This window comes from Candidatus Liberimonas magnetica (assembly GCA_020523885.1).
Taxonomy (GTDB): domain Bacteria; phylum Elusimicrobiota; class Endomicrobiia; order Endomicrobiales; family JAFGIL01; genus Liberimonas; species Liberimonas magnetica.
The window spans coordinates 15,839-41,441 of record JAJAPY010000008.1 but is presented as its reverse complement, the minus strand read 5'-3'; the positions used below and the strand labels follow the sequence as shown (position 1 = coordinate 41,441).

The 25,603-nt window shown below is 40.5% G+C and carries 21 protein-coding genes; all 21 read right to left on the bottom strand.

Annotated elements, in window-relative coordinates:
- Positions 1-6: 6 nt before the first annotated feature.
- Entirely contained in the window at positions 7-1,038 is a 1,032-nt protein-coding gene (locus tag LHV68_07960) for a zinc-dependent dehydrogenase (GenBank protein ID MCB4791806.1), read from the bottom strand.
- A 99-nt stretch (positions 1,039-1,137) separates the two neighbouring features.
- Entirely contained in the window at positions 1,138-1,929 is a 792-nt protein-coding gene (gene lsrF, locus LHV68_07955; protein MCB4791805.1) for a 3-hydroxy-5-phosphonooxypentane-2,4-dione thiolase, read from the bottom strand.
- Positions 1,930-2,036: 107 nt separating this feature from the next.
- Entirely contained in the window at positions 2,037-2,681 is a 645-nt protein-coding gene (gene tsaB, locus LHV68_07950; protein ID MCB4791804.1) for a tRNA (adenosine(37)-N6)-threonylcarbamoyltransferase complex dimerization subunit type 1 TsaB, read from the bottom strand.
- Between the two features lie 90 nt (positions 2,682-2,771).
- Positions 2,772-3,179 carry a tRNA (adenosine(37)-N6)-threonylcarbamoyltransferase complex ATPase subunit type 1 TsaE gene (gene tsaE, locus LHV68_07945; protein MCB4791803.1) on the bottom strand — a complete coding sequence of 136 codons (408 nt, stop codon included), beginning with the start codon at positions 3,177-3,179 and terminating at the stop codon, positions 2,772-2,774.
- Positions 3,180-3,201: 22 nt separating this feature from the next.
- A complete protein-coding gene (gene thiL / locus LHV68_07940; protein MCB4791802.1) occupies positions 3,202-4,218 on the bottom strand; it encodes a thiamine-phosphate kinase in 1,017 nt (338 codons plus the stop codon).
- An 8-nt stretch (positions 4,219-4,226) separates the two neighbouring features.
- The gene (locus LHV68_07935) at positions 4,227-4,436 is read right to left on the bottom strand and encodes a hypothetical protein (protein MCB4791801.1); all 210 of its coding nucleotides are present in this window, start codon (positions 4,434-4,436) and stop codon (positions 4,227-4,229) included.
- Positions 4,437-4,521: 85 nt separating this feature from the next.
- Positions 4,522-5,688, bottom strand: a complete 1,167-nt coding sequence (locus tag LHV68_07930; protein MCB4791800.1) for a M20 family metallopeptidase — start codon at positions 5,686-5,688, stop codon at positions 4,522-4,524.
- Complete coding sequence (locus tag LHV68_07925) at positions 5,681-6,589, bottom strand: NAD(P)H-hydrate dehydratase (protein MCB4791799.1); 909 nt, start codon at positions 6,587-6,589, stop codon at positions 5,681-5,683. Before LHV68_07925 ends, LHV68_07930 begins: the two co-directional genes overlap by 8 nt.
- A gap of 5 nt (positions 6,590-6,594) precedes the next feature.
- Positions 6,595-6,927, bottom strand: coding sequence for a holo-ACP synthase (gene acpS / locus LHV68_07920; protein MCB4791798.1), 333 nt, complete (start codon positions 6,925-6,927; stop codon positions 6,595-6,597).
- Positions 6,928-7,152: 225 nt separating this feature from the next.
- The gene (gene glmS / locus LHV68_07915) at positions 7,153-8,985 is read right to left on the bottom strand and encodes a glutamine--fructose-6-phosphate transaminase (isomerizing) (protein ID MCB4791797.1); all 1,833 of its coding nucleotides are present in this window, start codon (positions 8,983-8,985) and stop codon (positions 7,153-7,155) included.
- Positions 8,986-9,062: 77 nt separating this feature from the next.
- Positions 9,063-9,791 (bottom strand): pyridoxine 5'-phosphate synthase, encoded by a 729-nt coding sequence (locus LHV68_07910; protein ID MCB4791796.1) that lies wholly within the window; start codon positions 9,789-9,791, stop codon positions 9,063-9,065.
- Positions 9,792-9,956: 165 nt separating this feature from the next.
- Positions 9,957-10,736: a diadenylate cyclase CdaA gene (cdaA, locus tag LHV68_07905; protein MCB4791795.1), complete on the bottom strand. Its 780-nt coding sequence runs from the start codon at positions 10,734-10,736 to the stop codon at positions 9,957-9,959.
- A gap of 108 nt (positions 10,737-10,844) precedes the next feature.
- Positions 10,845-12,047 carry a dihydropteroate synthase gene (gene folP, locus LHV68_07900; protein ID MCB4791794.1) on the bottom strand — a complete coding sequence of 401 codons (1,203 nt, stop codon included), beginning with the start codon at positions 12,045-12,047 and terminating at the stop codon, positions 10,845-10,847.
- Positions 12,048-12,059: 12 nt separating this feature from the next.
- Positions 12,060-12,617: a GTP cyclohydrolase I FolE gene (folE, locus tag LHV68_07895; protein ID MCB4791793.1), complete on the bottom strand. Its 558-nt coding sequence runs from the start codon at positions 12,615-12,617 to the stop codon at positions 12,060-12,062.
- 162 nt (positions 12,618-12,779) lie between these two features.
- Complete coding sequence (gene ftsH / locus LHV68_07890; GenBank protein MCB4791792.1) at positions 12,780-14,723, bottom strand: ATP-dependent zinc metalloprotease FtsH; 1,944 nt, start codon at positions 14,721-14,723, stop codon at positions 12,780-12,782.
- Entirely contained in the window at positions 14,713-15,267 is a 555-nt protein-coding gene (hpt, locus tag LHV68_07885) for a hypoxanthine phosphoribosyltransferase (protein MCB4791791.1), read from the bottom strand. Before hpt ends, ftsH begins: the two co-directional genes overlap by 11 nt.
- Positions 15,267-16,247 (bottom strand): tRNA lysidine(34) synthetase TilS, encoded by a 981-nt coding sequence (gene tilS, locus LHV68_07880; protein MCB4791790.1) that lies wholly within the window; start codon positions 16,245-16,247, stop codon positions 15,267-15,269. The genes hpt and tilS overlap by 1 nt, the downstream gene beginning before the upstream one ends.
- A gap of 142 nt (positions 16,248-16,389) precedes the next feature.
- The gene (locus tag LHV68_07875) at positions 16,390-17,541 is read right to left on the bottom strand and encodes an AI-2E family transporter (protein MCB4791789.1); all 1,152 of its coding nucleotides are present in this window, start codon (positions 17,539-17,541) and stop codon (positions 16,390-16,392) included.
- Between the two features lie 316 nt (positions 17,542-17,857).
- Positions 17,858-20,479, bottom strand: coding sequence for a PorV/PorQ family protein (locus LHV68_07870; protein ID MCB4791788.1), 2,622 nt, complete (start codon positions 20,477-20,479; stop codon positions 17,858-17,860).
- Between the two features lie 168 nt (positions 20,480-20,647).
- Complete coding sequence (locus LHV68_07865; protein ID MCB4791787.1) at positions 20,648-20,938, bottom strand: GIY-YIG nuclease family protein; 291 nt, start codon at positions 20,936-20,938, stop codon at positions 20,648-20,650.
- A 249-nt stretch (positions 20,939-21,187) separates the two neighbouring features.
- Complete coding sequence (locus LHV68_07860; GenBank protein ID MCB4791786.1) at positions 21,188-25,567, bottom strand: hypothetical protein; 4,380 nt, start codon at positions 25,565-25,567, stop codon at positions 21,188-21,190.
- Positions 25,568-25,603 lie beyond the last annotated feature (36 nt).

The following is a 25,603-nucleotide window of genomic DNA, read 5'->3' as shown; positions in this document are numbered from 1 at the left end:
TCTGTATCAACTTTTCTTTTGTGGCTCAATGATGACCTTTAAAGACTCTTTGCCTTCAGCTACGAGTTTGAAACCCAGGCCGGTGTCTTTTAACTCAAGCCTCTGAGTCACCATTTTATTTACGTCAATTTTCTTAGCTTTTAATAGCCCGATAGCCGCTTCTATGTCTTGAGGGGCTGCCCCGTAAGAAGGCATTATTGTTATCTCATTTCTCCAAAAATCATTTAATGGGAGGGCCAGGTTTATACCCGGCTGCGTAGTGGCGAAACACAGGACTACGCCTCCTCTGTCAACACATTTTAACGACTGTTCAAAAGCTGTCAACACACCTGCGCAGACTATCACCTGGTCGGCAAGATTTCCGCCGAAAACTTGTTTTATCAAGGAAGGCACATCTTCTGCTGCATTTAAAACAGTATCCGCTTCTAACTCCTTTGCCATTTTCAGCCTGTACTTATTGACATCCGTTACTACTATTTTATTTGCCCCGTTTGCACGGGCTAACATTAAATGAAGAATACCGGATATACCTCCACCAAGAATAACTATATTCTGTCCTTTTTTAAAACCTGCCTTTTCTTGTGCCCGTATTACACAGGCCAAAGGCTCGATGAACGTACCTTCTTCGTAGGAAACCGAATCAGGCAGTTTAAAAACACCGCACTTCATATTGACTTTTGGGACTCTTATATATTCCGAGAAACCGCCCGGGTCGTAATTTGTCGTATGCAGGGTCTGGCAGGCGGTATGGTGATCGTTCAGGCAGTATTTACACTCGTTGCACGGGACATGATGCGAAACAAAAACCCTTTCACCTACCTTATATCCTTTTACGCCCGGGGCAACCTCAGCTATTTCACCGGAAATTTCATGGCCTAAGACAAGAGGCGCTTTCTTTATCCTGTACCATTCCATCACATCGCTGCCGCAAATGCCGCTTGCCTGGACCTTAACTAAGATCTCCCCCTCTTTTATTTTAGGGGTCGGCATTTCTTCAAGCCGTACGTCCTTATTGTTATAATACATCGCTACATGCATATTAACTCCAGAATCAGACTTCAGACCACAGACTGCGGACTTCCGACTCAAAACCTTTTTGTGCCTTCCTGTGGTCTGTGGTCTGCAGTCTGTTATTTGTTATTTCTTTTTTGTTTCTTCAAATATTTCAACCGCATCCTTAACTTTTGCTTTTTTGTGGACTATCGCTTCAAGTGCCTTAGCCACAGCAACAGGATGTTTGCTCTGCCATATATTCCTTCCGAGGTTTATGCCTATGGAACCTTTTTGGAGACCGTCATAGACAAATTCAAAGACCTGCTTTTCAGTCTCGCATTTCGGGCCGCCTGCCATAACAACAGGAACCGGGCATCCACAAACTACCTTCTCAAAATCTTTCTCACACCAATAGGTCTTGACTACCCTGGCCCCCAGTTCCGCAGCTATCCGGCAGGCCAAGGCAAGATACCTTGCCTCTCTTTTTTCAACCTCTTTTCCCACGGCCGTTACTGCCATGACAGGTATGCCGTATTTCTCGCATTCGTTAACCATATTCGAAAGATTAAGAAGAGTTTCTTTTTCATAATCACTGCCTACGAATACTGATACTCCTACCGCACTTGCATTGCACCTTATTACTTCTTCTATGGAAGTAGTAATAACTTCGTTTGCAAGGTCTTTTCCGGCCATACTTGTCCCGCCTGAAACTCTTAATATGACAGGTTTGGTTAAGGAACCCGGGACAGCCGAGCGCAAGACACCTCTTGTAACGAACAAAGCATCGCAATATTCCATAAGCGGTTTTATAGTCTCACCCGGTTTTTCCAGGCAGCTTGTCGGCCCCTGGAAATACCCGTGGTCAATAGGCATAAAAAAACATCTGCCGTCGCTTTTGATCAGCCCTTTTAAACGGTTTTCCATTCCCCAATCCATTTTGAACCTCCGAATTAGCGTAGAGCGTATAGCGTTTAGCGTATAGAAAAGCCATAAACTTTTATGTTTTTGCCGTAAACTATACGCTATCCGCTGCACGCTATCCGCTATTTATTTTCTTCCGCCCAAGACTGTCTTATGTAGAGCGGTTTTGCCATATTATAATTTATACTTTTTAATTTTCCTGCCATCAATGCAAGAACACCGGCTCTCGGAAAATAGACATTTGAAAAGATCACTTTTTTCTTATTAGACATAAGTTTTTTTAATCTATCTTTATTTTTTACAAGAGCGCTTCCTGCCAGTGCTACTTTTGAGCTTATGCTGTTTATTTTTTTAGCAAGGCCTTCTATTGTATATAGAGCTGCCTTATTGTTTAATTTGACAAAGGCTTCGCCTCTTAAGGCATCTATGACCGGGATTACAAGGCAACCGTCCGCGTTCACGCTTTTTGACAATATGTCAAATGTATCAACGCAAACAAGTTCCGCATCCAGGTTTTGCGCCAGGACCTTTGCGCAGGACATTCCTACCCGTATCCCTGTAAAACTTCCTGGGCCTGTTGAAACAGCTATTTTTTGGACCTGTTCTATCTTTAAATTTAGGTTATTTAACAACCACTTGATAGCAGGGATAAGCTTCTCAGAATGGGTAAAATCCGAATTCCAAAAAACCTCGCCGGCTAACTCTCCGTTTTGTGCGACAGCTATGCTGAACGTTTTCCCTGATGTTTCAATTGCAAGAATGGTCACCCAGCTCCTCCTAAGAATTTAAGCAAAAATAATATTTTTATTATTTCCCTGGCACCCCTGATATTAAGAAATTTCCAGGAGGGGCTGGGATCATTTGTTATAACTTGCCGCTATTTTCCTTTTTTTATCACCAAGCCAGGTTATTTTGACATCCCAATAACCGTGTAATTTCTTATAGTTTATCTTTTCTGCCCACTCGATTATACTGACCCCGTCGGTGTTCAAGTATTCTTCAAGCCCTACATTCTTCAGGCTCTTCGCAGTTAAACGGTAAAGGTCTATATGATAAAGTTTTATATTTTTTGTTTTGTATTCGTTAACTATAACGAAACTTGAGCTTCTTACAAACTCTTTTATCCCGAAACCTCTGGCTATACCCTTTGCAAAAGTCGTCTTGCCTGAGCCGAGCTCTCCGCTTAAACAGACCAGGTCACCGGTTTTCAGAAGTTTTGAAAAATCTTTGCCGACCTTTATGGTCTGTTTGGCAGAAGAGCTTATAAAAGAGCTGTCTTTGATCCTTTTAATTGAAATGCTGGTACCCTGAAATTTCCAGTTTTATTTCTTTATTATAAAGACAATACTTTATACCCTTATCTTTTGTAACTTCACCGACCTCTCTTGCACCGGGCAGGATTTTATTTACCTTTTTCAGATTTTTAGGATTAACAGTAAAAACAAGTTCGTAATCTTCTCCGCCTTTTAAAGCATAATCAAGCAAATCAACTTCGTTGAAATCTTTTTTCAGTTCATTTAATTGTTTTGAAACAGGCACTTTTTCAAGATCTAAACGCATCCCAGACTTGCTCTCCTTAGATAAAAAGTTAACACAGGCCGCTAAACCATCAGAGGAATCTATCATGCTTGTAGCAAGCCCGGATCCTGCTATTTTATGGGCCTGGCTTATTCTTGGCTCCGGAAGTCTATGTTTGTTTATTAGGTATTTTTGATAATTTTTAGGCTTTTTAATGCCTCTTTTAAGCAAAAAAAGACCTCCTGCAGAATCTCCAAACGTGCCTGTAACCATTATGAGGTCGCCAGGCATTGCGCCTGAACGTAACAATATGTGTTTTTTCTTTGCTTCACCTAACAAAGTGATTGATATTACAATGTGTTTTTTAGATGATGTCGTATCGCCGCCGGCTATCTTTAAACCATATTTATCAGAAATTTTGCACATACCTATATACAACTTTTCCACAAAATCCACAGAGATATCCCCAGGGAGTGCTATACCCACAAGGGCATATAACGGTCTAACCGCACCCATGGCTGCTAAATCGCTTAAATTCACTGCTATTGCTTTATAACCCAGGTCTTGCGCAGTTGTCCAGCCAAGCTTAAAATGCACGTCTTCTATCAAAAGATCTTTTGTTACAACCAGCAAAAAATCCGGGGATATTTTAGAAACAAAAGCATCGTCACCCGGACCAATTATTAACCTGCCGTTACCCCTTTTGGCGGGATAAATTATTTTCTTTATTCTTTCTACAAGTTCAAATTCTCCTATTTTATTTATCTTTAACTTCTTTTTTAACATAGCTTTTGTTATTCTATATTTTCTTCTCTACCTGGAGATTCTTTTGATTTCAAGGAATCCGAGATGGCACTTATACCAACTATTATCGATATAATACCCCCGCAAAAAAGCATGAACGGCACAAGTCCTTTTAAAACTATTATATAATCTGACCACCATGTGACAATTCCCCAGATACCCATAATTGCAAACAATAAACCAAAAATAACCGCTAACATTTTTACCTCCAAATTCGTAACCCGTATTTCGTAACCAGCAACCTGCAAGAACGGGTTTCGGGTTACGGGTTACGGGCTTTATTTATCATTTATCACTATTTAAAAATTCTTTAGCTATTTCAAACAGGAGATTTGCTCCGTTTGATAGGACATTTTCATCTATATCAAACTTTTCGTGATGCCAGGAATATGAGTTTTTTTTCGAACTACCTAAATACACAAAACATCCCGGCACCTGGCGGAGATATTCTGAAAAATCTTCACCGCCCATAGACGGCTTTTTAAGTATTTTTACCCGGTTTTTCCCCAATATATTCTCCCCGGTTTTTTTGCACAACTCTAATATCTTTTTTGTATTCCGAAGCGGGTAGCCCACTACTTCATAGTTGAACTTGTATCCTGCCCCATAAGCTTTTGTTATATACTTTATCTTTTTTTCTATGATCTTAGGGACCAACCTGTGAAGTTTTTCATTCAAAGTCCTTACCGTGCCTTCCAGTTCAACTTTTCCGCACAAAACATTATACCTGTTCCCTCCCTGTATTTTTCCGATTGTAATAACTATCGGCTCAGTAGGGTCTGTTTCTCTTGAAACTACCGTTTGGATAGAATTAATGACCTGGCTTGCTATTACTACAGCATCTTTGCCGAGATGAGGATATGCCCCGTGCCCGCTGTTGCCGAGTATCTCAATGTTGAATTTATCCACAGCAGCCATCATTTCATCATATTTAAGCCCGATCTCGCCGGTTTTGAGCCAGGGGTTTACATGGACGCCTACGATGGCTTCTACTCTGGGGTTTAAAAGCACTCCTGCTTTGATCAACGCCGCAGCCCCATTGCCGTCTTCTTCGCTGGGCTGAAAAATCAGTTTAACCGTGCCGCTAAAACTTCTTCGTTCCCTGTTAAGCAAAAACCCTGCGCCAAGAACGATAGTAGTGTTTGCGTCATGCCCGCAAGCGTGCATGACTCCAGAATTTTTAGAAGCATAGGGTTTATTTGTTTCTTCTTTGATAGGCAGCGCATCTATATCGGCCCGCAGTGCAAAAGACCTCTTTTTGCCGTTTGCCGTCCCTGTGCCGTTTATTATTCCTATGACACCGGTTTTAGCCAGCCTTATGGTTTTTATCCCTGCCTGTTTTAATTTTTTTTCTATAAAAGCCGCGGTCTTAAACTCGCAAGAACTGAGTTCCGGGTTTGTATGTATCTGCCTTCTTATAGAGATCAAATTTTTACTAATTTTATTATCCATTTATAATTCTTTTTATTGCATCAGGTATCTTTTCAACTATATCTCCGGCTATCAAAGCTATCTCAGTTTCTTCTTTTGCAACTATATCTCCGGCAAGTCCGTGTATAAATACTCCAGCAAGCCCTGCATTCAACAACCTTGGTTCTTTGACCTGCTTGATAAAACCAGCTATCATCCCGCTTAAAACATCGCCTGACCCGGCAGTTGCCATACCCGGATTTCCCGTAGCGTTAATATAAGAGCTGTTCCCGTCGCTTACAACGGTCCTGTTGCCTTTCAGGATACAGATAACTTTGTTTTCTTTAGCAAATGCCTTTGTTATATAAGCCCTGTTATTATTTATTTTTTTTACAGGGATCCCTGTCAGCCTCGACATTTCCCCCGGGTGCGGTGTTATGATTATATTCGCTTTCGCATTTTTAAGAACAGGTATCTTAAGTGCTTGCTTACCGTTTTTGATGCAGTTGATCCCGTCTGCATCAAGAATCACGGGCAGTTTAATATTAGACAAAAGCTTCTTTACTAAAGCCGCCGTCTCATCGTTTACTCCAAGCCCGGGGCCAAGGACAACCGAAGTGATTTTTCTTCTATCAATAAACCCAAGTATCTTATCAAATGCCTTCAAACTTATTGTCTTATATTTCGTCTCGCTTAAAGAAAGCGTCATTATTTCAGGCCGCAGTTTTTTTGCCACTATAGGCTGCTGGCTTTCCGGCAGAGCAACTGTCACAAGCCCGGCACCTGAGCGTAACGCCCCAAAAGAAGAAAGCACACTTGCACCGGCCAGGCCAAGAGACCCTGCTATTACAAGGACATGGCCGTAATCGCCTTTATGCGAATCCCTTTTTCTTTTTAATATCAAAGACCTTACAAAACTTGAAGTTATTTTTTTTTCAGACATTGGATTTATTTATCAACAATTGCACAGGCTATCGCATGGTCTTTTGTATGAGAAAGCGAAATATCTATATTTCTTCTTTTTTTGCCTTTAATAAAAACCTCAGGCCTTCCGTCGGCCAGGTTCTTTATGCCTATATCTTTATGTGTGATACTCTTTTCCATTAACGCCTTCCAGACAGCTTCTTTTGCGGCGAACCTTACGGCAAAATGCTGCCCTTTATTGACTTTGTCCTTGCAATAACCGATTTCCTGGTTTGTATAGATCTTTTTCAGGAATTTCCTGTTCTTAATAAGTTTTTCTATACGTTTTACTTCAACTATGTCTATGCCCACTCTCATTTTATTTCCTATTTATCATGTTTAGTGATGTAATTATCATTGCTCCTGCCAATATCAATGAGTTTGCCCAGCTGATCCGGTTTCGCAGCGAGGAAGCAGGATTTTTGAGCGAAACAAAGAAATCTTTGACGAAGCGTAGCAGAGCTACGTTAGGAAAAGATTTCGAAGTTGCAGCCAAAAATACAGTTTCCGCAGCCGAAACAAGAACCAGTTGGGCAAACTCCTTTACTCCACAGTTACTGACTTTGCCAGGTTCCTAGGCTGGTCGACATCGCATCCCAAATATACAGCTACATAATAAGCAAATAACTGCATCGGGATAACGTTCAGGAGAGGCGAAAAAACTTCATCGACTTCAGGCAGGAATATTTGCCGGTCAGTCCTGTTTTTTATATCGTTGTTCCCTTTTGTTGCCAACGCTATCACAATACCGCCCCTGGCCTTTGCTTCTTCTATATTGCTCAATATCTTTTCATAAATACTGCTTTGCGTGGCAACTACCAATAAAGGCATGTTCTCATCTATCAAGGCTATGGGCCCGTGTTTCATTTCGCCTGCGGGGTAGCCCTCGGCGTGAATATAGGATATTTCCTTTAACTTTAAAGCTCCTTCAAGAGCAATCGGGTAATTTAAATGTCTGCCGAGATACAAAAAATCCCTTTTGTTCATGAACTCTTTGGCAAGCTCCTCAATATTTTTTTCAAGCTTTAGCACTTCACTTGCTTTTAAAGGGATTTCCCAGAATTCATTGATCAATCTATCTATTTCGTAATTGGAGAGCATTTTTTTCTTTATGGCCCAGTCAATAGCCAATAGGTACAGCACAGTCAACTGTCCGGTAAAAGCCTTTGTTGAAGCTACACCTATCTCGGGGCCGCACCTCGTATATATTACATTATCCGCATCCCTGCTGGCAGTAGAGCCCACGACGTTACATATGGCAAGGGTCTGGCATTTATTTTCTTTTGCAAGCCTGAGTGCGGCAAGCGTGTCTGCGGTCTCTCCGGACTGCGTGATTATTATTACCATCGTATCTTTGCCGAGCACCGGTGAGCGGTACCTGAATTCCGAAGCTATATCCACTTCTGCGGGTATGCCGGCAAGTTTTTCAAAAAGGAATTTCCCTACAAGCCCTGAGTGGTACGACGTTCCGCAGGCGACAATATAAATCTTAAAAATTTTCTTGAGTGCTGCTTCGCTTAGGTCGATCTCTTCCTTTAAATTTACGCGTGATTCTTCCGGGTACAGCCTGCCCAGAAATGTTTCCCTGATAGCCTGCGGCTGCTCATGGATCTCTTTGAGCATGAAATGCTTATACCCGCCTTTTTCAGCCTGGATAGCGTCCCAGGTTATATTATGGACCTTTCTTTTTATTTCCTTCCTATCCTTCCCGAATACCCTGACGCGGTCTTTTGTGAGTTCCGCCACATCTCCTTCTTCTAAAAAGGCCATGTCTCTTGTGTAGGGTAAAAGAGCCGGTATATCGGATGCGATAAAATTCTCGCCCTTTCCAAAACCCACTATAAGCGGCGCATCCTGCCTTGCAGCTATGATATGCCCCGGGTCGTCTGCCGATATTATGCCTAAAGCATAAGAGCCTCTTATCTCGTTTAAAGCTTTAAATACTGCTTCAAGTAAATTGCCTTTAAAATACTTTTCTACGATATGTGCCACAACTTCCGTGTCCGTTTCGGATTTGAATCTATGCCCTTCACTTATTAATTTCTTTTTTAATTCTACATAGTTTTCAATTATACCGTTGTGAACAACTACTATTTTCCCCGTGCAATCAGTATGAGGATGGGCATTTTCTTCACTCGGTTTACCGTGGGTAGCCCACCTGGTATGGCCGATACCCAAGCTCCCCTTTACAGGCATTTTATTTACTATCTTACGCAGTTTTTCCAGTTTTCCTTCGCTTCTTCTAAGCTCTATCTTGTCACCGGAAATAACTACAACCCCGGCAGAATCATACCCGCGGTATTCAAGGCGACTTAATCCGTCGATTATAACGTCACTTGCCTGTTTAGAACCTATGTACCCCACTATCCCGCACATTTTACCTCCGACTACAGACAACAGACAACAGACTAAAAGCCTAACTTGTTTTTGGTCTGTAGTCTGAGGTCTGAAGTCTATCTTACCAATTCTTTCATCTCTCTAACCGCTCGGTCCAGTCCCACTAACACCGCACGCGCTATTATAGAGAAACCTATATTCAATTCATTCATCTCAAGGATACTTGCAACAGGCCCAACGTTTTTATAATCAAGCCCGTGCCCGGCATTCAGCGTCAGGCCGAAACTCCTGGCTATTTTCGCGGCTTTTTTCAGCCTTTCAATTTCCTCTATAACCAGCCTGTTATCTCTGGGCCTATAGTTAAATACTTGAGCATATCTGCCTGTATGAAGCTCGACAGCATCGGCTCCTACGACCTTTGCCGCACTTACCTGAGCCTCGTCCGGGTCGACGAAAAGACTTACTCTTATACCTGCATTTTTTAATTTTGTTATGACAGATTCAAAAACTTCTTTCTGGCTGACTACGTCTATACCGCCTTCAGTGGTAAGTTCCAGCCTCTTTTCAGGGACCAGGCAGACATCATCCGGTTTTACTTGAAGTGCAATATCGACTATTTCATTTGCTATAGACATCTCCAAATTAAGTTTTGATTTTATGGTCTGCCGAAGCAGTTGAACATCCCTGTCCTGGATATGCCGCCTGTCTTCCCTTAAGTGAACGGTTATTCCGTCTGCACCTGCAAGTTCGCAGATAACCGCAGCTTCTACAGGGTCGGGTTCTTTTTCTTTCCTTGCCTGCCTGAGCGTGGCTATATGATCGATATTTACGCCTAATTTAGGCATTTATTTCGTCTCCTTATCGGGTCTTGAAAGACCCTTTTTACCTTACATTATTTAAAATAAACCACAGTATCAATGCCAGGAACAATGCTATTAATTTCAACTGCCAATTCTCTTTTATCTTTCTTAATATATTTCCCATAAGATCCTCTGTTACGGTACGCTGCGCTAGCCGAACAAAACGCTTTCTCCGCGTTTTCTGTATAATGCTATCAGCCTCTTTCTCAAGTCTTCCGGGTCAATATCCGACTCAAGCCTTCCTTTGTACGCTGTGGAGACCTTGCCGGTCTCTTCAGAGACCACGATTATTATTGAATCAGATATCTCGCTAAGCCCTATAGCTGCCCTGTGCCTCGTGCCGAGGATAGAAACTATCGGTTCATGGCTTAACGGGAGTATACATCTGGCAGCTATCAAATGTTCGTTTCGCAGTACCAGGGCTCCGTCATGCATGGCAGATTTCGGGTTAAAAATAGTAGTTATAAGCTCTTTACTGACCTGCGCATTTATGAATATCCCTGTTTCTATATAGGTTTTTAATCCTACGTCCTGTTCTAAGACTATCAGCGCTCCTATTTGTTTCTTGCTGCAGTCTTTTATGGCTTCAATTATTTCTTCAATAAAACTCAATTCTTTTGATATCAGTATCCTTCCCCATCTGTGGCTGCCGAGCAGCGCAAGAGCCGAACGTATCTCAGGCTGAAAAACCACGACAAGTATTACAACAGCACCCAGCCAGAACTTGTCCAGGAGCCAGCCTAAGGCCTTAAGGCCTAAAACCTCTTTTGCGAGCACCGTTACAACAGCCAATATGAGTATTCCGACTACGATCTGGACAGCTCTTGTGCCTTTTATAATCAGAAGAAGCCTGTAAAATATATAGGCTACCATCAGTATATCGATAATGTTTACCACATAATTCAACCACAAAAACCTGATCAGTTCCATTGTTAGCTCCGCTGAATAAATCCCAACAAAACAATGACAAAATCCCAAAACGTCAAATCCCGGCCGAACAAATCCAAAATTTCAAATACACTCATTTTATATTTTTCATTATTTTGTTTGTAATTCGTTAATTGCTTTAATAACTTTTAAAGCTTGAACTGCTTCTTTTACGTTATGCACTCTTAAAATACCTGCACCGTTCAAGCTCGCCCAGACAAAACTTGCCAGGCTTCCGGACAGCCTTTCTCCTGCGGGTATCCCGCCAAGGATTTTTCCAATAAAAGCTTTCAAGGAAGTCCCCACAACAAGAGGTTTTCCAAAAGAAGTAAATTCTCTTAGCCTTTTTAATATTTGAAGGTTATGATCCGGGGTCTTTCCAAAACCAATACCCGGGTCAAGGAGAATATTATCGCTTTTTATTCCACTCTCCACCGCAAAATCTATCCTTTTGTCAAAAAAATCAGCTATATCTGCTACCACATCATTATACTTCGGGTTATCCTGCATATTGGAGGGGTTTCCCTGCATGTGCATTATGATAACAGGAAGTTTGTTCCTGGCGGCAACTTTTGCCATAAGCCCGTTTTTATATCTTAAACCGGTAATATCGTTTATCATTCTTACGCCGGAATCTATCGCTGCTTGTGCGACTTCAGGCTTGTATGTATCAACGGAAATAGGTATCCTTATCTTTTTGGCCAGCTTTTTTATTACAGGCACTATTCTTCTTATCTCTTCTTTTGCGCTGACGGGCTTTGACCCGGGCCTTGTTGACTGGCCGCCGATATCAATTATCCCTGCGCCTTCTTTTACCATATCAAGGCCGTGTTCTAGTGCGGTTTCTACATCGAAATATATGTCCCCGTCGGAAAAAGAATCCGGAGTTACATTAAGTATCCCCATGACAAGAGGGCCTTGTCTAGAGATATTTATGCCCCCTGAGCGAAACTCCTCTTTTTTGTAGTTTAGGATAACGGCCCCTATCTCTTTAGCCAGCAATTTTAACCCGAAAGGCTGTTTCTCAAACTTTTTAATGAGAGAATTTAACTGTTTTTCCGTTGCCATCAATAAGACATCGGAAACCCCTTTAGAAAACCTGCTGACCTGCCAGTTTACAGCGGCATCCCCTCCGAGAGAAAGTATCTCCTGCTTGATTAAATTCGCAGCTCTGTTGTCTATCTTTTCTAAAAGGATATTCCTGAACAACGTTTTAGAAGACATAAGTTTCAAAGAACTCAAATCTGCACCGGTATCTTTTATTCTTTCTATCGCATCTGATTCTTTATTGATCTCTATTATTCTGGCTTTCAACCGGAAATCCCTCTATCTTAAAAGCGCCATAGCTTCGCTTCTTGTCCTCGCGTCCTTTAAAAAGATGCCTCTCATCGCAGAGGTTATCATTTTTGAGCCGGGCTTTTTTACTCCCCTCATGGTCAGGCATAAATGTTCAGCTTCTATTACCGCCATAGCCCCGTAAGGCTTTGCTATCTGCATTATCGTATCGGCGATATGCTTGGTCATCCTCTCCTGAAGCTGCAGCCTCTTTGAGAACATATCGACTACACGAACGAGTTTTGACACACCTAAAAGGCGGTCTTTCTTAGGTATATAAGCAACATGTACTTTCCCGAAAAAAGGGAGCAGGTGGTGTTCGCATAAAGAATAAAAAGGGATGTCCTTGACCAAAACTATTTCCTCATGCCCTTCTTTTTCATAGTACACGCTCAGGACGTCGGCAGGTTTGAGCTTCATCCCCGAAAGGGCATCTTCATAAAATTCTGCGACCCGGCAGGGAGTATTCTTTAAACCTTCCCTGTTTATATCTTCTCCGAACGCTTCGAGAAGCAGTGAAATAGCCTTTTCAGCTTTCTTTTTATTCAAGGTTAACTCCCGCAAACTATATCGCCAAAAGCGACCTAACTTAAATGAAAAATGAAAATTGTAAAATGCAAAATTGTTGTATCCCGCTTTGCGGGATTATTTTAAATAAATCCGCCGGAGTGGGCACATTAATTTTGAATTTTTCATTTTTCAATGATTTTTTTATCCGAACAGGTCTCCTGTTGTATTATCGTCCTGCTTTATATTTTTAGTTTTATCTTCTTTTACGGCTTCCTTTTTTTGCTCGGGTTTTTCGGCTTTGTCGATATTCTCGGGTTTTTCTGTTTTCTCCTGTTTTTCGGCTTTTTCTGTTTTTCCGTTTACCAGGAGCTCGACTTCTTCTCCGTCCAGGATCTCTTTTTCTATGAGCCTTTCTGCAAGTGCCTGCAGTTTATCTTTATGTTTTTTTAATATGTCTTCAGCCCGCTTTTCCGCCTCTTCAACTATGCGTTTTACTTCTTCATCTATTATCTCCGAGGTTTTATCTGAAAACCTTGGCTCGCGCGAAATGTCGCGGCCCAGGAATATTTCTTCATTCGGTCTTTTAAGCGACACCGGGCCTATTTTATCGCTCATGCCGAACTCTACTACCATTCTCATCGCCATTTCAGTCGCCTTGGATAGGTCGTTTTGAGCACCGGTGGTTATTTCCTTGAACATCATCTGTTCAGCAGCGCGGCCTCCGAGGAAAACCGCAAGCCTTGAAAGTATCTCTTTCTTGGTGGTCAGGTACCTGTCTTCCAGCGGGAGCTGTAAAGTGTAGCCTAAAGCCGGGCCTCTTGAAATGATAGAGACCTTATGAACAGGGTCAGCCCCCGGGGTGAACTTTGCTACAAGCGTATGGCCTGATTCATGATAAGCTATTATTTTTTTCTCGTAATCAGATATAAACCTTGATTTCCTTTGAGGCCCTGCTAATACCCTATCGATAGCTTCTTCAAAATCCTCCATTATGGCACTGGGCCGGTTCTTTCTTGCAGCAAGGAGCGCAGCCTCATTTACTAAATTCGCTATGTCGGCACCTACAAAACCTGGAGTGCGCCTTGCTATTACCTTCAAGTCAACTTCCTTGGCAACTTTGACTGTGCGGGTATGTACGTTCAATATTTCTTCCCTTCCTCTTAGATCAGGCGTAGGAACAGCTATATGCCTGTCAAACCGGCCTGGCCGAAGTAATGCAGGGTCAAGCACATCGGGCCTGTTCGTGGCCGCTATTAAAATAACCCCTTCTTTCGTATCAAACCCGTCCATTTCAACTAAGAGCTGATTAAGCGTCTGTTCTCTTTCGTCATGCCCGCCGCCTATGCCGGCAAAACGGTGCCTTCCTACGGCATCTATTTCATCGATAAAAAGCAAACACGGAGCGCTCCTTCTTCCCTGGTCAAAAAGGTCTCTTACACGGGACGCACCGACTCCTACGAACATCTCCACGAACTCAGACCCGCTTGATGAAAAAAACGGCACACCCGCTTCTCCTGCGACAGCTTTAGCTAAAAGGGTTTTTCCAGTGCCCGGAGCGCCGTATACCAGTACACCTTTGGGTATTTTTCCGCCAAGTTTCTGGAATTTTGCGGGGTCTTTTAAGAATTCAATGATCTCTTTTAACTCCTCTTTAGGCTCGTCGCAGCCCGCGACATCGGCAAAAGTTATCTTCATATTTTTAGACGATTGCAGTTTTGCCTTGCTCCTGCCGAAAGACATTACCTGCCTTCCGCCGCTCTGCATCCCTTTCATCATCCAAAGCCAAAAAGCGATCAAGAGTATCATAGGGCCCCAGTTAAGAAGAAGAGCCATGAGCCAGTTGCGCTCTATAGTGCCTGAAAACTGCGAAACATTATATGATTCAAGTTCCTCTACGAGTTTCGGATCATTAAGCGGAATTGTTTTAAAATTTAAGGTTTTCCCGTCCGGAGCTTTGAATTTGCCTTTGATCATTTCATTTGCGACCGTAACTTCAAGCACCTGGTTCGATTTTAAATACTTCTTGAAAGTTGAGTAAGGGAGTTCCTGCTCAAGGTTCATTTTCCGTACAGATTGGATAAAATAAAGTAAAATGCCGAAAATCACTATCCAGACAACCAGGCCTAAACGATTCTTATCTTTCATTATTAACAACCTCCGAATTAATTTCCCTTAATATTCCTATAAAAGGTAAATTTCTATATTTTTCTTTGTAATCTAGCCCGTAGCCTACAACGAATTTATCCGGCACTTTAAACCCTTTATAATCGATCTTTACGGGCACTTTTCTTAAAGAAGGTTTATCAAGAAGTACGCAGGTTCTGACAGAAAGCGGCCGCCTCTGCTTTAAATTCTTACAAAGATAATCCAGCGTGTACCCTGTATCGACTATATCTTCTACGATCAATATATGTTTATTTTGCGGGCTTTGCCTTAAATCCATTAACAGCCTGACTATGCCTTTTGATCTGTCGGCTTTATACGAAGAGACCGAAATAAAATCTATCACACAATCAACTTTCAGATTCCTTAACAGGTCAGAAAAAAATAAAATACTTCCTTTAAGTATCGGAACTACGGTTAATTTTGCGCCTTTGTAATCTCTCGAGATTTCTTTGGCAAGGAGTTTTACTCTTTTTTTGATTTGTGCTGCGGTTAAAAGAACTTCTATGCTCTTGTTTTTCGCCATTATGCCTGCACTAACTTTTTTATTACCAGTTTCCCGGGGGACTTCTCTATTTCCCAATTACTGGAAAAATGAATATTTTTTTTATGAGGGGCGGACAAAAAATCCATTAAACGTTCAATTTGGAGTTGCGACCGTTTCTGCGGCAAAATATTTTTTATAATTCGATTTTGTATTGCCTTATTATATCCAAAAAATCCTTTTAAATCAAGTGAGATTTTGTTTTTTGATACCGAAACCAGATTCTTTTGCGCCTTTTGTGAAAGCATATTTAAATACGTATTTTCACGGGAAACTATTCTTGAAAGATTATAAAGATGCTCTACTACGTTACTATTATATTTGTTTAACATTGGGATAAGCTCGTGCCTTATCTTATTTCTTGTATAGTCAATGTCAAAATTTGAACGGTCTATGCAAAAAAACATCTTCTGGCGTTTGAGATAAGTTAATATCTCTTTTCTTGTTACAGATAAAATCGGCCTGATAACCTCAATGTTCCCTTTTGTTTTGCGCTTGGGAGGTATACCTGAGAGTCCCTCTGCCCCGGTCCCCCGGATCAGCCACATAAGGACAGTTTCCGCATTGTCATTTGCATTGTGCCCTGTCACGATTTTATTGAACTTCAATTCCTTTGCGACATTATCCAGTTCCTGATAACGCAGATCCCTGCCTGCGGTCTCTATAGATACTTTATTTTGGCTTGAATGTTCTTTTACTTTCAATACCCGGACTTGTACCGGTATATTTAGTTTTCCGCCTAACTTTTTAATAAAAAATATTTCTTTCTTTGCCTGTACTCTCAAGCCGTGGTCAAAATAAACGATCACCAGTTCTAAATCCAGGGCCTTTGCCAGCCTCCAGAAAAGGTGCGTCAGACAAACAGAATCCGGCCCGCCTGAGACAGCTAAAATTATCCTGTCTCCTTCATTCACAAGGCCGTCTTTTTTTATTGCTATTTTGAATTTTTCCCATGCGTCCATACGTAACTCCCAGGTAGGTGATTTTACAAAAAAATGATTTAAAATTCAAATAGAAAACGTGATAAACCGCAGGCAGAACAACAAAACAATACTATCAAAGAATTTTGGGGAATATCATAAGGCAGGAGAGTTTTTACTCCAATTATTTTGGAATGATTTCGTTTTTGTTTGTTTTACGCTTGGAGTAATTTATATGTTCATAAAATTCAATATTGTATATTTCAAGTATCGTGACAAATATCGCGATTATAATCGGGCCTATAATAATCCCGACAGGGCCGAATACGCTGATACCCCCTACTATGCCAAAAAAAGTCACCAGGTCGTGCATTCCCGCATAATGGCCGACTATACGGGGCCTGATGAAATTATCTATCAATGAGATAAAAAATAAGCTTATTATGATAATAGCTATCCCGGAACCTATATCGCCGTTTACTATTTTTATTATACCGGTAGGAACCAGTACAAAACCCGTACCCACAAAAGGTATGGTGGAAAGCACAAGCATCACACCTCCCCATAACAGCCAGGCTTTTATCCCGAAAGCCCAAAGGGTTACTGTAGCCAAAGAACTCTGCAATATGGCTATAAAAAAAACACCTTTAACTGTTGCATCCAACACAGATGAAAACTTCGAAATAATATTTTCCTTGTACTCATCATTTAACGGTATGCTGTTCTTTATCCTGACCAGGATCCTTTGCCCGTCTTTTAAAAAATAAAATGTGGCAAATAGGATTATAAATAGATCAAATATTATCTTGAAAGCTTTTTGTGATGTCTTATTTACGACAGTAGCGATGTGTGTGCCTATAAACTTCATCACGTCATTTAGCTCATTCTGCCAATCGAAGCCATAATCCGACAGTAAATCCCCGACAGCAGATTCCTGCAGCCTGGCAAAAAAAGCCACCTTGCGTTCTATTATTTCTTTTATCTGAGGAGCGGACAAATGATAAAACTCTTTACTTTGAATTACTATTATATTTGAAATGATAACTAATGGTATCAAGAATACAAGCAATATTATTACGCATGTTAACAGAGCGCTGATCCCATGCTTATTTCTAAAAATACGAAGAATGTTTTTGAATAAAGGATAAAAAAAAGTGGCTAAAACTACTGCAAGAGTTATATCTAAAATAAATATTTTAATTATATACAAAAAAATCAACAAAGAAATGATAAATACACCTAAAAGAAAATACTTGCTGAACCTTTCTTTGCTAAGCATATCCTTTTGCCTTCTATCAGTATCAGGCAAACATGATTTTTTGTCATCTGCTTCCATAAATTGCTGCACCTCCGATATTTCTTAACTCCCTAATGAATTATACCAGAATAGAATATAAGACGCAAGTTTTTATATAAGACAAAATTATCCAGGAAATAATATAGCGTTATGTTTCAGAAATTCCTTTACAGTTGGATAATATATCTTGATGTTGTCATTTCGACGAATCCCGCCAAGTCGGGATGAGGAGAAATCTTTTATATATTTGAAAAATCAAGATTTCTCCCTTTGGCCGAAAGGACAATCAAATATAAAGATCTATTGATAACATTACACTACTAAAATAAGGGTTTAATTTATCAGATTCAGGTTTTTATTCTACAATGCAGCTGGAAGGAGGGACAAATTTTCTGATCTTCTTAATATTGAAAATTATAACATCATTGTTCTGCTTGTAAATCCCTTTCTTGTCAAAGTCTATGCCGGAGTTGAATTTGTCCGTCAAGCCGTATTTATCCACCCATACTTTACCATTGTTCAATACCTTATAAAAATCCTGGCCAAAGTTATTTGTTTCAAGCAGATGATACATATATTTATCAGTACCCGGAACTTCCCACCCTACCACACAATGGCCGTCATTGGGAAGCAGGACTATAACCGGGTTAATTTCAATACTTTCAAGTATTGTTGCAAATAGTACCGCCAAATCAATACAATTTCCCTTAAATTTCAGGGTTTCACTGGGAAATTTTACTCTCTGCGTTTTTAACAGTTTACCTGTATCCGAGACGATAGGGTTATTCAAATAGTCTATCTTATAATCTTCTTTTAACGTGTTATATATAAGCTCTATCTGATGCAGGAAATCTTTATCCAGCTGGTCAGCAGCCCTTAAGAATATCCTCGGGTCCTGCCCGCCGACAATTTTTACCTGCGGCTTAAGTTCAGCTCCGCGTTTGCTTGCTTTTAGTAAAACTTCATTCAACGCCGGGTCATTATAAGTAACCCAGGCAACAAGCGTTTCTATTACAGGGACTTCATTTCCCAGGGCGGTGTAGACGCTGGTAAAGAACTGGTTGTACGGGTAAAGCGTTACATAATCCGTAAAATCATCCCTTAGTTTTATTGCAGTGCCCTTTGAATCAATATAATACAGGCTTACCCGCACTAACTGGCTTTCCTGTTTTTTTATGCCGGATATAACCTGGGACGGTAATTGCGGGTATAGATTAACATCAGCTATATCGCCCGGTTCTATGTTAACAGAAGATATTTGTTCCTGAGTCTTTGGCTCATACCTGTATATTATTTTAAACCTGGCTTCAAACTCCGTATTATTCTCAATTGAAACCGATATCGGTGCAGCATTATAATTTTCCAAGAGCCCGTATATGGCTGACGGCACGTCCTTCATCACTTTTATTTTAACCGGATAGTTCTCGGCTAAAAACATTTCCTGGTTTACAGCTTTACCCTGCTGGGGCAACAGGCCGGCTTCTATTTTGCGCGCTATTTTCCGGCATGCGCTGGATATCTCATCGGCGCTCCGCGCTTTTTCTTTTTCCGATAAAGTAATCGCGCCGGTCTCAACATCAACTACATTAGCCACTATGTAATAAGCATCCAAAAGCTTAGACACAGTGCCCATAATAACCTTATGCACGTTTAATATCTTCCCGAGCGTTACAGCACAAGCCTGTTCTGTACAACCTGAATTCTGAAATTTTTGTTCACTAAGTATCATGTCCATATTGCTTCTTTCAAGGACATTAAAAACATTTCTTTTTACCATTTCAGACCTGAGAAGGTCGGATACAACCATAGCATCAGCGGAAGAAACATTGCGCGTGCCGAAATCTATTATGGCTATATTAATCTTACTGCCTTTTTTGTTTTTTATATTTTCTGCTTGCTGTTTTAGTTCCAGGGCTTCTTTATTATTGGGTGCTAATTCTAACACCTTGCTAACCTCATTTATTGCATTATACCAGTTTTCATCCGCAACAAATTTCCTGGCTTTTGCCAAGCATGTTTTAATAGTCTTCTTAAGCCCGTTTGCCAGCCTCTGTTTTTCTGATATTTTCTTAAGTTCATTTTTCTCCTTCCCGAATTTTATGCCCATAGACATTCTGTGGCTTAAACCAAGGTTCGTATTTGAATATAGCGCATAATCAAAATAATAATCTTTAAACCTTGCCCCCAAGCCTGTTGTTACGGTATCAACGTCATACCCGGCCCGGACAGCAAATAAATTCTTAAACGAATATTCCATTCCGGAATGTACCCTTAGCGAAGTTTGGCTGGATTCTTCAAAATCCGCAGCAAGCGTTAAAGACCCGTTTAACAGTTTTAGCGCTGTACCCAATCTTGACGTGAGCGGCAGTTTATCATCCTGCTGAAATGACGCACCTAAGAGGTTTTGTAAATCAAAACCAAAGGATAGATTTTTCATAGGTTTGTATAATACACCCGCATCACAATCAATAGCGGAGTTGTGCAGCGTTTCCATTTTTTTATCAATAGATTTTACCGCCGTGCCTATGCCCAATTTATCGGTTATCTCATAACACCCGCCTAACAGCATAGTGAGTTCAGTATCGGAAAATGCAGGGCCCGGCAGGTTAAGTGCGTCTCGGCTTACAAAGTTATCAGATTGCAGCTGTGTAACAGCCGCTCCAAGAGTCAAAGGCGAACCGTTCGTGTGCACATACCCTATAGCATTATACCCTGTATCTTCAAAAAGTTTAATATACATGTACTGTGCTTCTTTTTGTTGCAACTGGTAGAGCCCTGCCGGATTATAAAATAGAGCTGATACATCATCACTTACTGCTGTAAAGCTACGCCCCATCCCTAGAGAGCGTGCCCCGATACCTTCTGAAAGTATATACCCCGGAGCCCCACCGTCACCGCTGGCATATACACCGGACGGTATTAGAACACCGTATAAGAAAGCTAAAATAATTGTTGAAACAATATAATAATTTTTCATTTATTTTCTCATGTTGCCCATTTCCTGTCATTTCGTACATTTGTTGTCATTTGCAGATTTGCTGTCATTTCGCAGATTTGCTGTCATTTCGACCAACGGGAGAAATCTTATTTCCCATCAGTACAAAGATCCCTCACCCAAAAAAACTGGGATTCGGGATGACAGCGCCTAAAATGTTTTACTCAAATCCTTCCATGAAGGATTAGCCGAACATACAAGGTTATTCTTTTTTTCTCTTCTCCATTTCTTGATTTCTTTTTCGCGTATTATAGCAGCGTTTACATCTGTCGTATGTTCGGAATATACCAGTTTATTGATATTATATTTTAAAGTGAATCCCGGCACCAATTTACTTTTATGTTCATAAATTCTGCGCTCTAAATTATTTGTCATCCCTATATACATTACTTTATTGTTCCAGTTAGTAAGAATATATAGATAATAATTGTGGCTTTTCAAAAGATTTCTCCTCATTCTATTCGTCGAAATGACAAAGATTACGGGATATCAGTTGTTTGTTTAAAATACAATTTTACGTTTTAGTGTAGTGCGTCCAACATATCTTTGGTTTTGGCTGTCATTTCGACCGAAGGGAGAAATCCTGATCCTGGTTTTCGAATGTATAAAGATTTCTCTTCATCCCGCCTTGGCGGGATTCGTCGAAATGACAACATCAAGATATGTTATTCAGGAGCATTTAATTACCCCCTATTTAACTCCAATTTTTGTTTTCATCGTTGTTCCGTTCGATTTTACCACGCATATATATCCGCCAGCTGTTACATAATTGCCCCGTTCGTTCTTGCCGTCCCACTCGACTTCATTCGGCCCGGCTTTTGCACCGTAGTTTCCTGCGGCAAAACTCATGTGCATCACAGCTTGCCCTATCAAATCATATATAAAAACCTCGGTATCAGTGTTACCGGACAGGTCATACCGTATCTTGGTTTTACCGCCGCTTCTTGCTGTAAACGGGTTTGGATAGTTGCTCAAATCAGCTACCGGCGTTGACGGCGTTTTGTATTCAACTATCCTAAACAATGTCAAATGGTTGACAGAAAACACTATTTTTTTGTCGTTGGGATAGACAGTGCAACCCGGAATTAAAACCCACTGTGCCTTAGATTCGTCGTAATAGGCAACCTTGAGGTTTGCTTCATTCATACCTGTAATATCTGAATCCGTATAAGGGATCGTTATCGTAATAGTTTTTTGAAGCGTTTGCGAACTGTCTGTAAGTTTGATCTCACGCGCGCAGGATGTTGCTTTCAAGTTAGAGGAATAGGCACAATCAGGGATACAAGAAGGCTGATTTACATTTATTTTAGTTGTGCCATTTACTGAACCGGCAGGCAGTTCGATTTTTGTGCCGTCTGTAAGTAAAAATGTGTTTGTAGTATTAGGATTTATCGTTGTTTTTATATTTATTTTAAAATGCCCTGCCTGGACTCCGATATTTCCGTCCCCATCTTTTGCAACCGCATGTAAATACCAGGTGCCGTCAGGGACCGAAGAAAATGTAATCGTTGAATTGGCCGTAAACGTACCGCTGCTCTGGCATGGCACTGCCTGGCTGGTTTGGTTGAAAATATAGTAGTACCCTGCAATGACTACAGTACTAGTTGGCCCGGAAATTGTAAAAACCGGAGCATCACAAGCATACTCTTGTGTTTGATCCGGATGAGTCTGGCAGGTTATTGTCGGCGAACTTGGTAGAATAGCTAATACAATAGGGCCGGTATTAGCAGTTGTCACGGTTCCTGATGTGCCATTTACATTATATGCTTCCAAATAATAAGAATAGCCTATGCCTGCTGAACTCAATAATAGAGAATAGTTATATATTTTCCCATCATTATATGTTGTGTCACTTGTATCTGTTTCGCTCATAATGAACGGACTATTTAAAATTTCATTACCATTTTTTAGTATATGTAATTTGGGATAGCCTGTTAATGGCTCTTTATTATGCGCATCCGCGTATTTTACACGATACGTAAATGTCGTTGTTGATTTCCCAACCAAAGGATACAAAAAAGATGAAGTATAGTTGGTTTCACCAGAATAAAGTAAAGTTGGCGCTTCGCTATAGTTGTTTATAGCAAAATATGGAGAAGTCACGTAGCCGCTGGATGAACCAGCGTTTCCGCTCGAGTCCACAGCTTTCATTTTAAACCAGACAGAACTATCAGTGATTACGGGAAGTGTTTTTGTAGAGTACCACAGAATATATGACGAACCGCTGTTTTTATAGCTGTTATTTCCAATAGCAGAAACATCAATATCATGCCACGTTGAGTTGTCTAAACTATACTGCCAGCCGGTTGTTGTTATCTGTTCGCCAGCATCCGGGTCTGTTGCAGTATAATTTATTTTTATACAACTGTCTCCCTCAACACTTGTAAGGGATATCGACGGGGCTTCTTCTTTATTTATCAACTGGAAGTTTATGTTATCATCTGCTGTGCCAGAGTCATTGTCATAAGGGGTTATTTTGAACTTTACAGTAGTGCAGTTAATGTCCTGCTCGTCAAGGTTTGAATACCATATCAGAGAACCGATATAGTTTGCACTCGTAATATTAGACGTCGAACCGGTTACAGTCGCCTTATTCCATGTTGTACCGCCGTTTTTTGAATACTGGCAAAATATACTTAACGCATCATTTTCCGTATCTGATAAAACGTATGAAATAGCCACAGTATCCCTTTGTATTGTATATATATCAGACAAAACAACTGACGGCTTGTCATTATAATCAATATGAATAGCATTTGTGGTAGTTGCATTGCCAAGAACTCTGCCGATAGGCTTTATTCTAAAATAAACGCTGCCGGCATCTGTGCCGTCACCTATATCTGTAAGGCTGTTCCAGATAAGACTGCCGGAAAAACCACTGCTTGTAATGTTTGATGTTGAACCTGTAACAGTTGCGTTTGACCAGTTTATTCCGCCGTTTGAATATTGGCAAAGAAATGATATGTTTTCATCCGGAGCTGCGGTTATTGTGTAGTTTATTGTAAGTGTATTAGCTGTGACTTCACCTGAAATGTTTGACAAAGAAATGACTGGTTTTACATAGTTATCTATGGCAAAAGGCCCGATTATTTTCATTGACGAATTAAATACCCCGTCAAAGAGTTTCATCCTGAACCAGACAGAGTTGTCTTCAATAAGGTTAAGGTTGTTTGTACCTGATTGTGTATCCCACCAGATATAGGAGCTACCGCATCCTTTAAAATCATTGTTTGTTATAGCAGATGCCGAAATATCGTACCACACCAGATTGTCTCGGCTGTACTGCCAACTGCTTGTCTGAATATTGCTTCCGTCAGCATCAGAAGCAGTGTAGCTTATCTTAACAAGAGCGCTCGGCTCATCAGTATTATCGCTTAAGCTATTAATTACCAAATGAGGGTTATGCCGATAGTCAACAAAAAATGAAGATGTGACACCTGCTGTACCTGCTGTATAAGGGTCTGAAGGTGTTATCCTGAACCTAACGGTTGCTGAACTGTATGCAATGTCTGCCTGAGAATTCCATGTTATAGTGCCCGAATAGTTTACTGCGCTGGTTACATTTGATGTTGAGCCAATTACAGTAGCAGGCGACCAGGTTACACCGTTGTTTGTTGAGTACTGGCAAAAGATCGATAACGGATGACAATCTATATTGGATAAATTGTAGGAAAGTGGCACATCAGGCAATTGGACTCCTGAAGGAGTATTTATTGCCGCAATTGGAGGGTCATTGCTATAAACTTGAAAAGATAAAGGCGTGGCATAATCGCTGGATATATCAGAAAAAGAAGAATAGTATACCGTGTTTTTAGGGCTGCCGTTGCTTCCACCCGTGATGTAAAGATAGCCGTTATAAAATACACTTGAATGATAACATACAGTATCTGGTATATTATTGGATGAGGTTGAAAAACTGCCTATGTTTCCGTCAGGGTTTATCCTGGTATAATAAACTTTGTTTAAATAACTACTACCAGTCCATCCACCGGTAATATACAAAAAACCATTATAAACTACACTGGAATGGTAATATAAATTAACAGGGATATTATTAGATGAGGTTGAAAAACTACTTATACTGCCGTCACTGTTTATTTTAGCATAGTAAACCTTGTTAACACCGCCAGCCCCGCCAGTGAGGTAAAGATAACCGTTGTAAACTACACTGGAATGGGCACGTAAATTAATAGGGATATTATTGGATGAAGTTGTAAAAGTGCCTATACTGCCGTCATTGTTTATCTTAGCATAGTAAATTTTATTTGTAGCATAAAAGTTACTACTAAATCCACCAGTGATGTACAAATATCCGTTATAAACTACACTTGAATGGGTATATATTTCATTGGGAATATTGTTGGACGAGGTTAAAAAATTGCCTATACTTCCATTACTGTTTATCTTTGCGTAGTAAACCTTACTTATAGGACTGCCATTACTATATCCACCGGTGATATAAAGATAGCCGTTATAAACTACGCTTGAATGATAAGCTAAAGTTACAGGTATATTATTGGATGAAGTTGAAAAACTACCTATACTTCCATCACTGTTTATTTTTGCGTAATAAACCTTGTTTAGATAACTACTGCCGTTTAATCCACCGGTAATGTACAAATAACCATTGTAAACTACGCTGGAATGGTTATTTAAACCAATAGGGATATTATTAGATGAGGTGTTAAATGAATTGATTTTGCCAATTCCGCTGGAGTCAGTACCTTTCATTTTAAACCAGACAGAACTACCATAAACTCCGCGAAAGTTGCCAATGGTGTCCCATGTAATATATGATGTACTGGGAGATTTATAAACATTATTGCCGATTTGAGATTGATCAATATCGTACCACTTTGAGTTATCCGGGGAATACTGCCAGCCGGATGTTATTACAGAGTCCCCGTCAACATCATAAGCAGTGTAATTTATCCGTATCGTGCCGCTTGAACCAACGATAGAGTCAATCTGCAAAGTCGGCTCAGCAGCATACCCTGTTTGGGCTAAAGAAAATATCCCCATCGCGATACCAAACATAATGCATTTTATATTGAACATTGATGTTTTCATATTTCCCTGTGATTAAAGATTTCTCCCTTCGGTCGA

Excerpts from the sequence above, each read along its gene's own strand:
- LHV68_07960 (MCB4791806.1), bottom strand. The coding sequence starts at position 1,038 with ATGCATGTAGCGATGTATTATAACAATAAGGACGTACGGCTTGAAGAA.
- LHV68_07925 (MCB4791799.1), bottom strand. The coding sequence starts at position 6,589 with ATGTCTGAAAAAAAAATAACTTCAAGTTTTGTAAGGTCTTTGATATTA.
- cdaA (MCB4791795.1), bottom strand. The coding sequence starts at position 10,736 with ATGGAACTGATCAGGTTTTTGTGGTTGAATTATGTGGTAAACATTATC.
- thiL (MCB4791802.1), bottom strand. The coding sequence starts at position 4,218 with ATGTTAAAAAAGAAGTTAAAGATAAATAAAATAGGAGAATTTGAACTT.
- LHV68_07870 (MCB4791788.1), bottom strand. The coding sequence starts at position 20,479 with ATGAAAAATTATTATATTGTTTCAACAATTATTTTAGCTTTCTTATAC.
- LHV68_07930 (MCB4791800.1), bottom strand. The coding sequence starts at position 5,688 with ATGGATAATAAAATTAGTAAAAATTTGATCTCTATAAGAAGGCAGATA.
- glmS (MCB4791797.1), bottom strand. The coding sequence starts at position 8,985 with ATGTGCGGGATAGTGGGGTACATAGGTTCTAAACAGGCAAGTGACGTT.
- LHV68_07935 (MCB4791801.1), bottom strand. The coding sequence starts at position 4,436 with ATGTTAGCGGTTATTTTTGGTTTATTGTTTGCAATTATGGGTATCTGG.
- acpS (MCB4791798.1), bottom strand. The coding sequence starts at position 6,927 with ATGAGAGTGGGCATAGACATAGTTGAAGTAAAACGTATAGAAAAACTT.
- LHV68_07875 (MCB4791789.1), bottom strand. The coding sequence starts at position 17,541 with ATGGAAGCAGATGACAAAAAATCATGTTTGCCTGATACTGATAGAAGG.
- tilS (MCB4791790.1), bottom strand. The coding sequence starts at position 16,247 with ATGGACGCATGGGAAAAATTCAAAATAGCAATAAAAAAAGACGGCCTT.
- LHV68_07860 (MCB4791786.1), bottom strand. The coding sequence starts at position 25,567 with ATGAAAACATCAATGTTCAATATAAAATGCATTATGTTTGGTATCGCG.
- LHV68_07910 (MCB4791796.1), bottom strand. The coding sequence starts at position 9,791 with ATGCCTAAATTAGGCGTAAATATCGATCATATAGCCACGCTCAGGCAG.
- lsrF (MCB4791805.1), bottom strand. The coding sequence starts at position 1,929 with ATGGATTGGGGAATGGAAAACCGTTTAAAAGGGCTGATCAAAAGCGAC.
- hpt (MCB4791791.1), bottom strand. The coding sequence starts at position 15,267 with ATGGCGAAAAACAAGAGCATAGAAGTTCTTTTAACCGCAGCACAAATC.
- ftsH (MCB4791792.1), bottom strand. The coding sequence starts at position 14,723 with ATGAAAGATAAGAATCGTTTAGGCCTGGTTGTCTGGATAGTGATTTTC.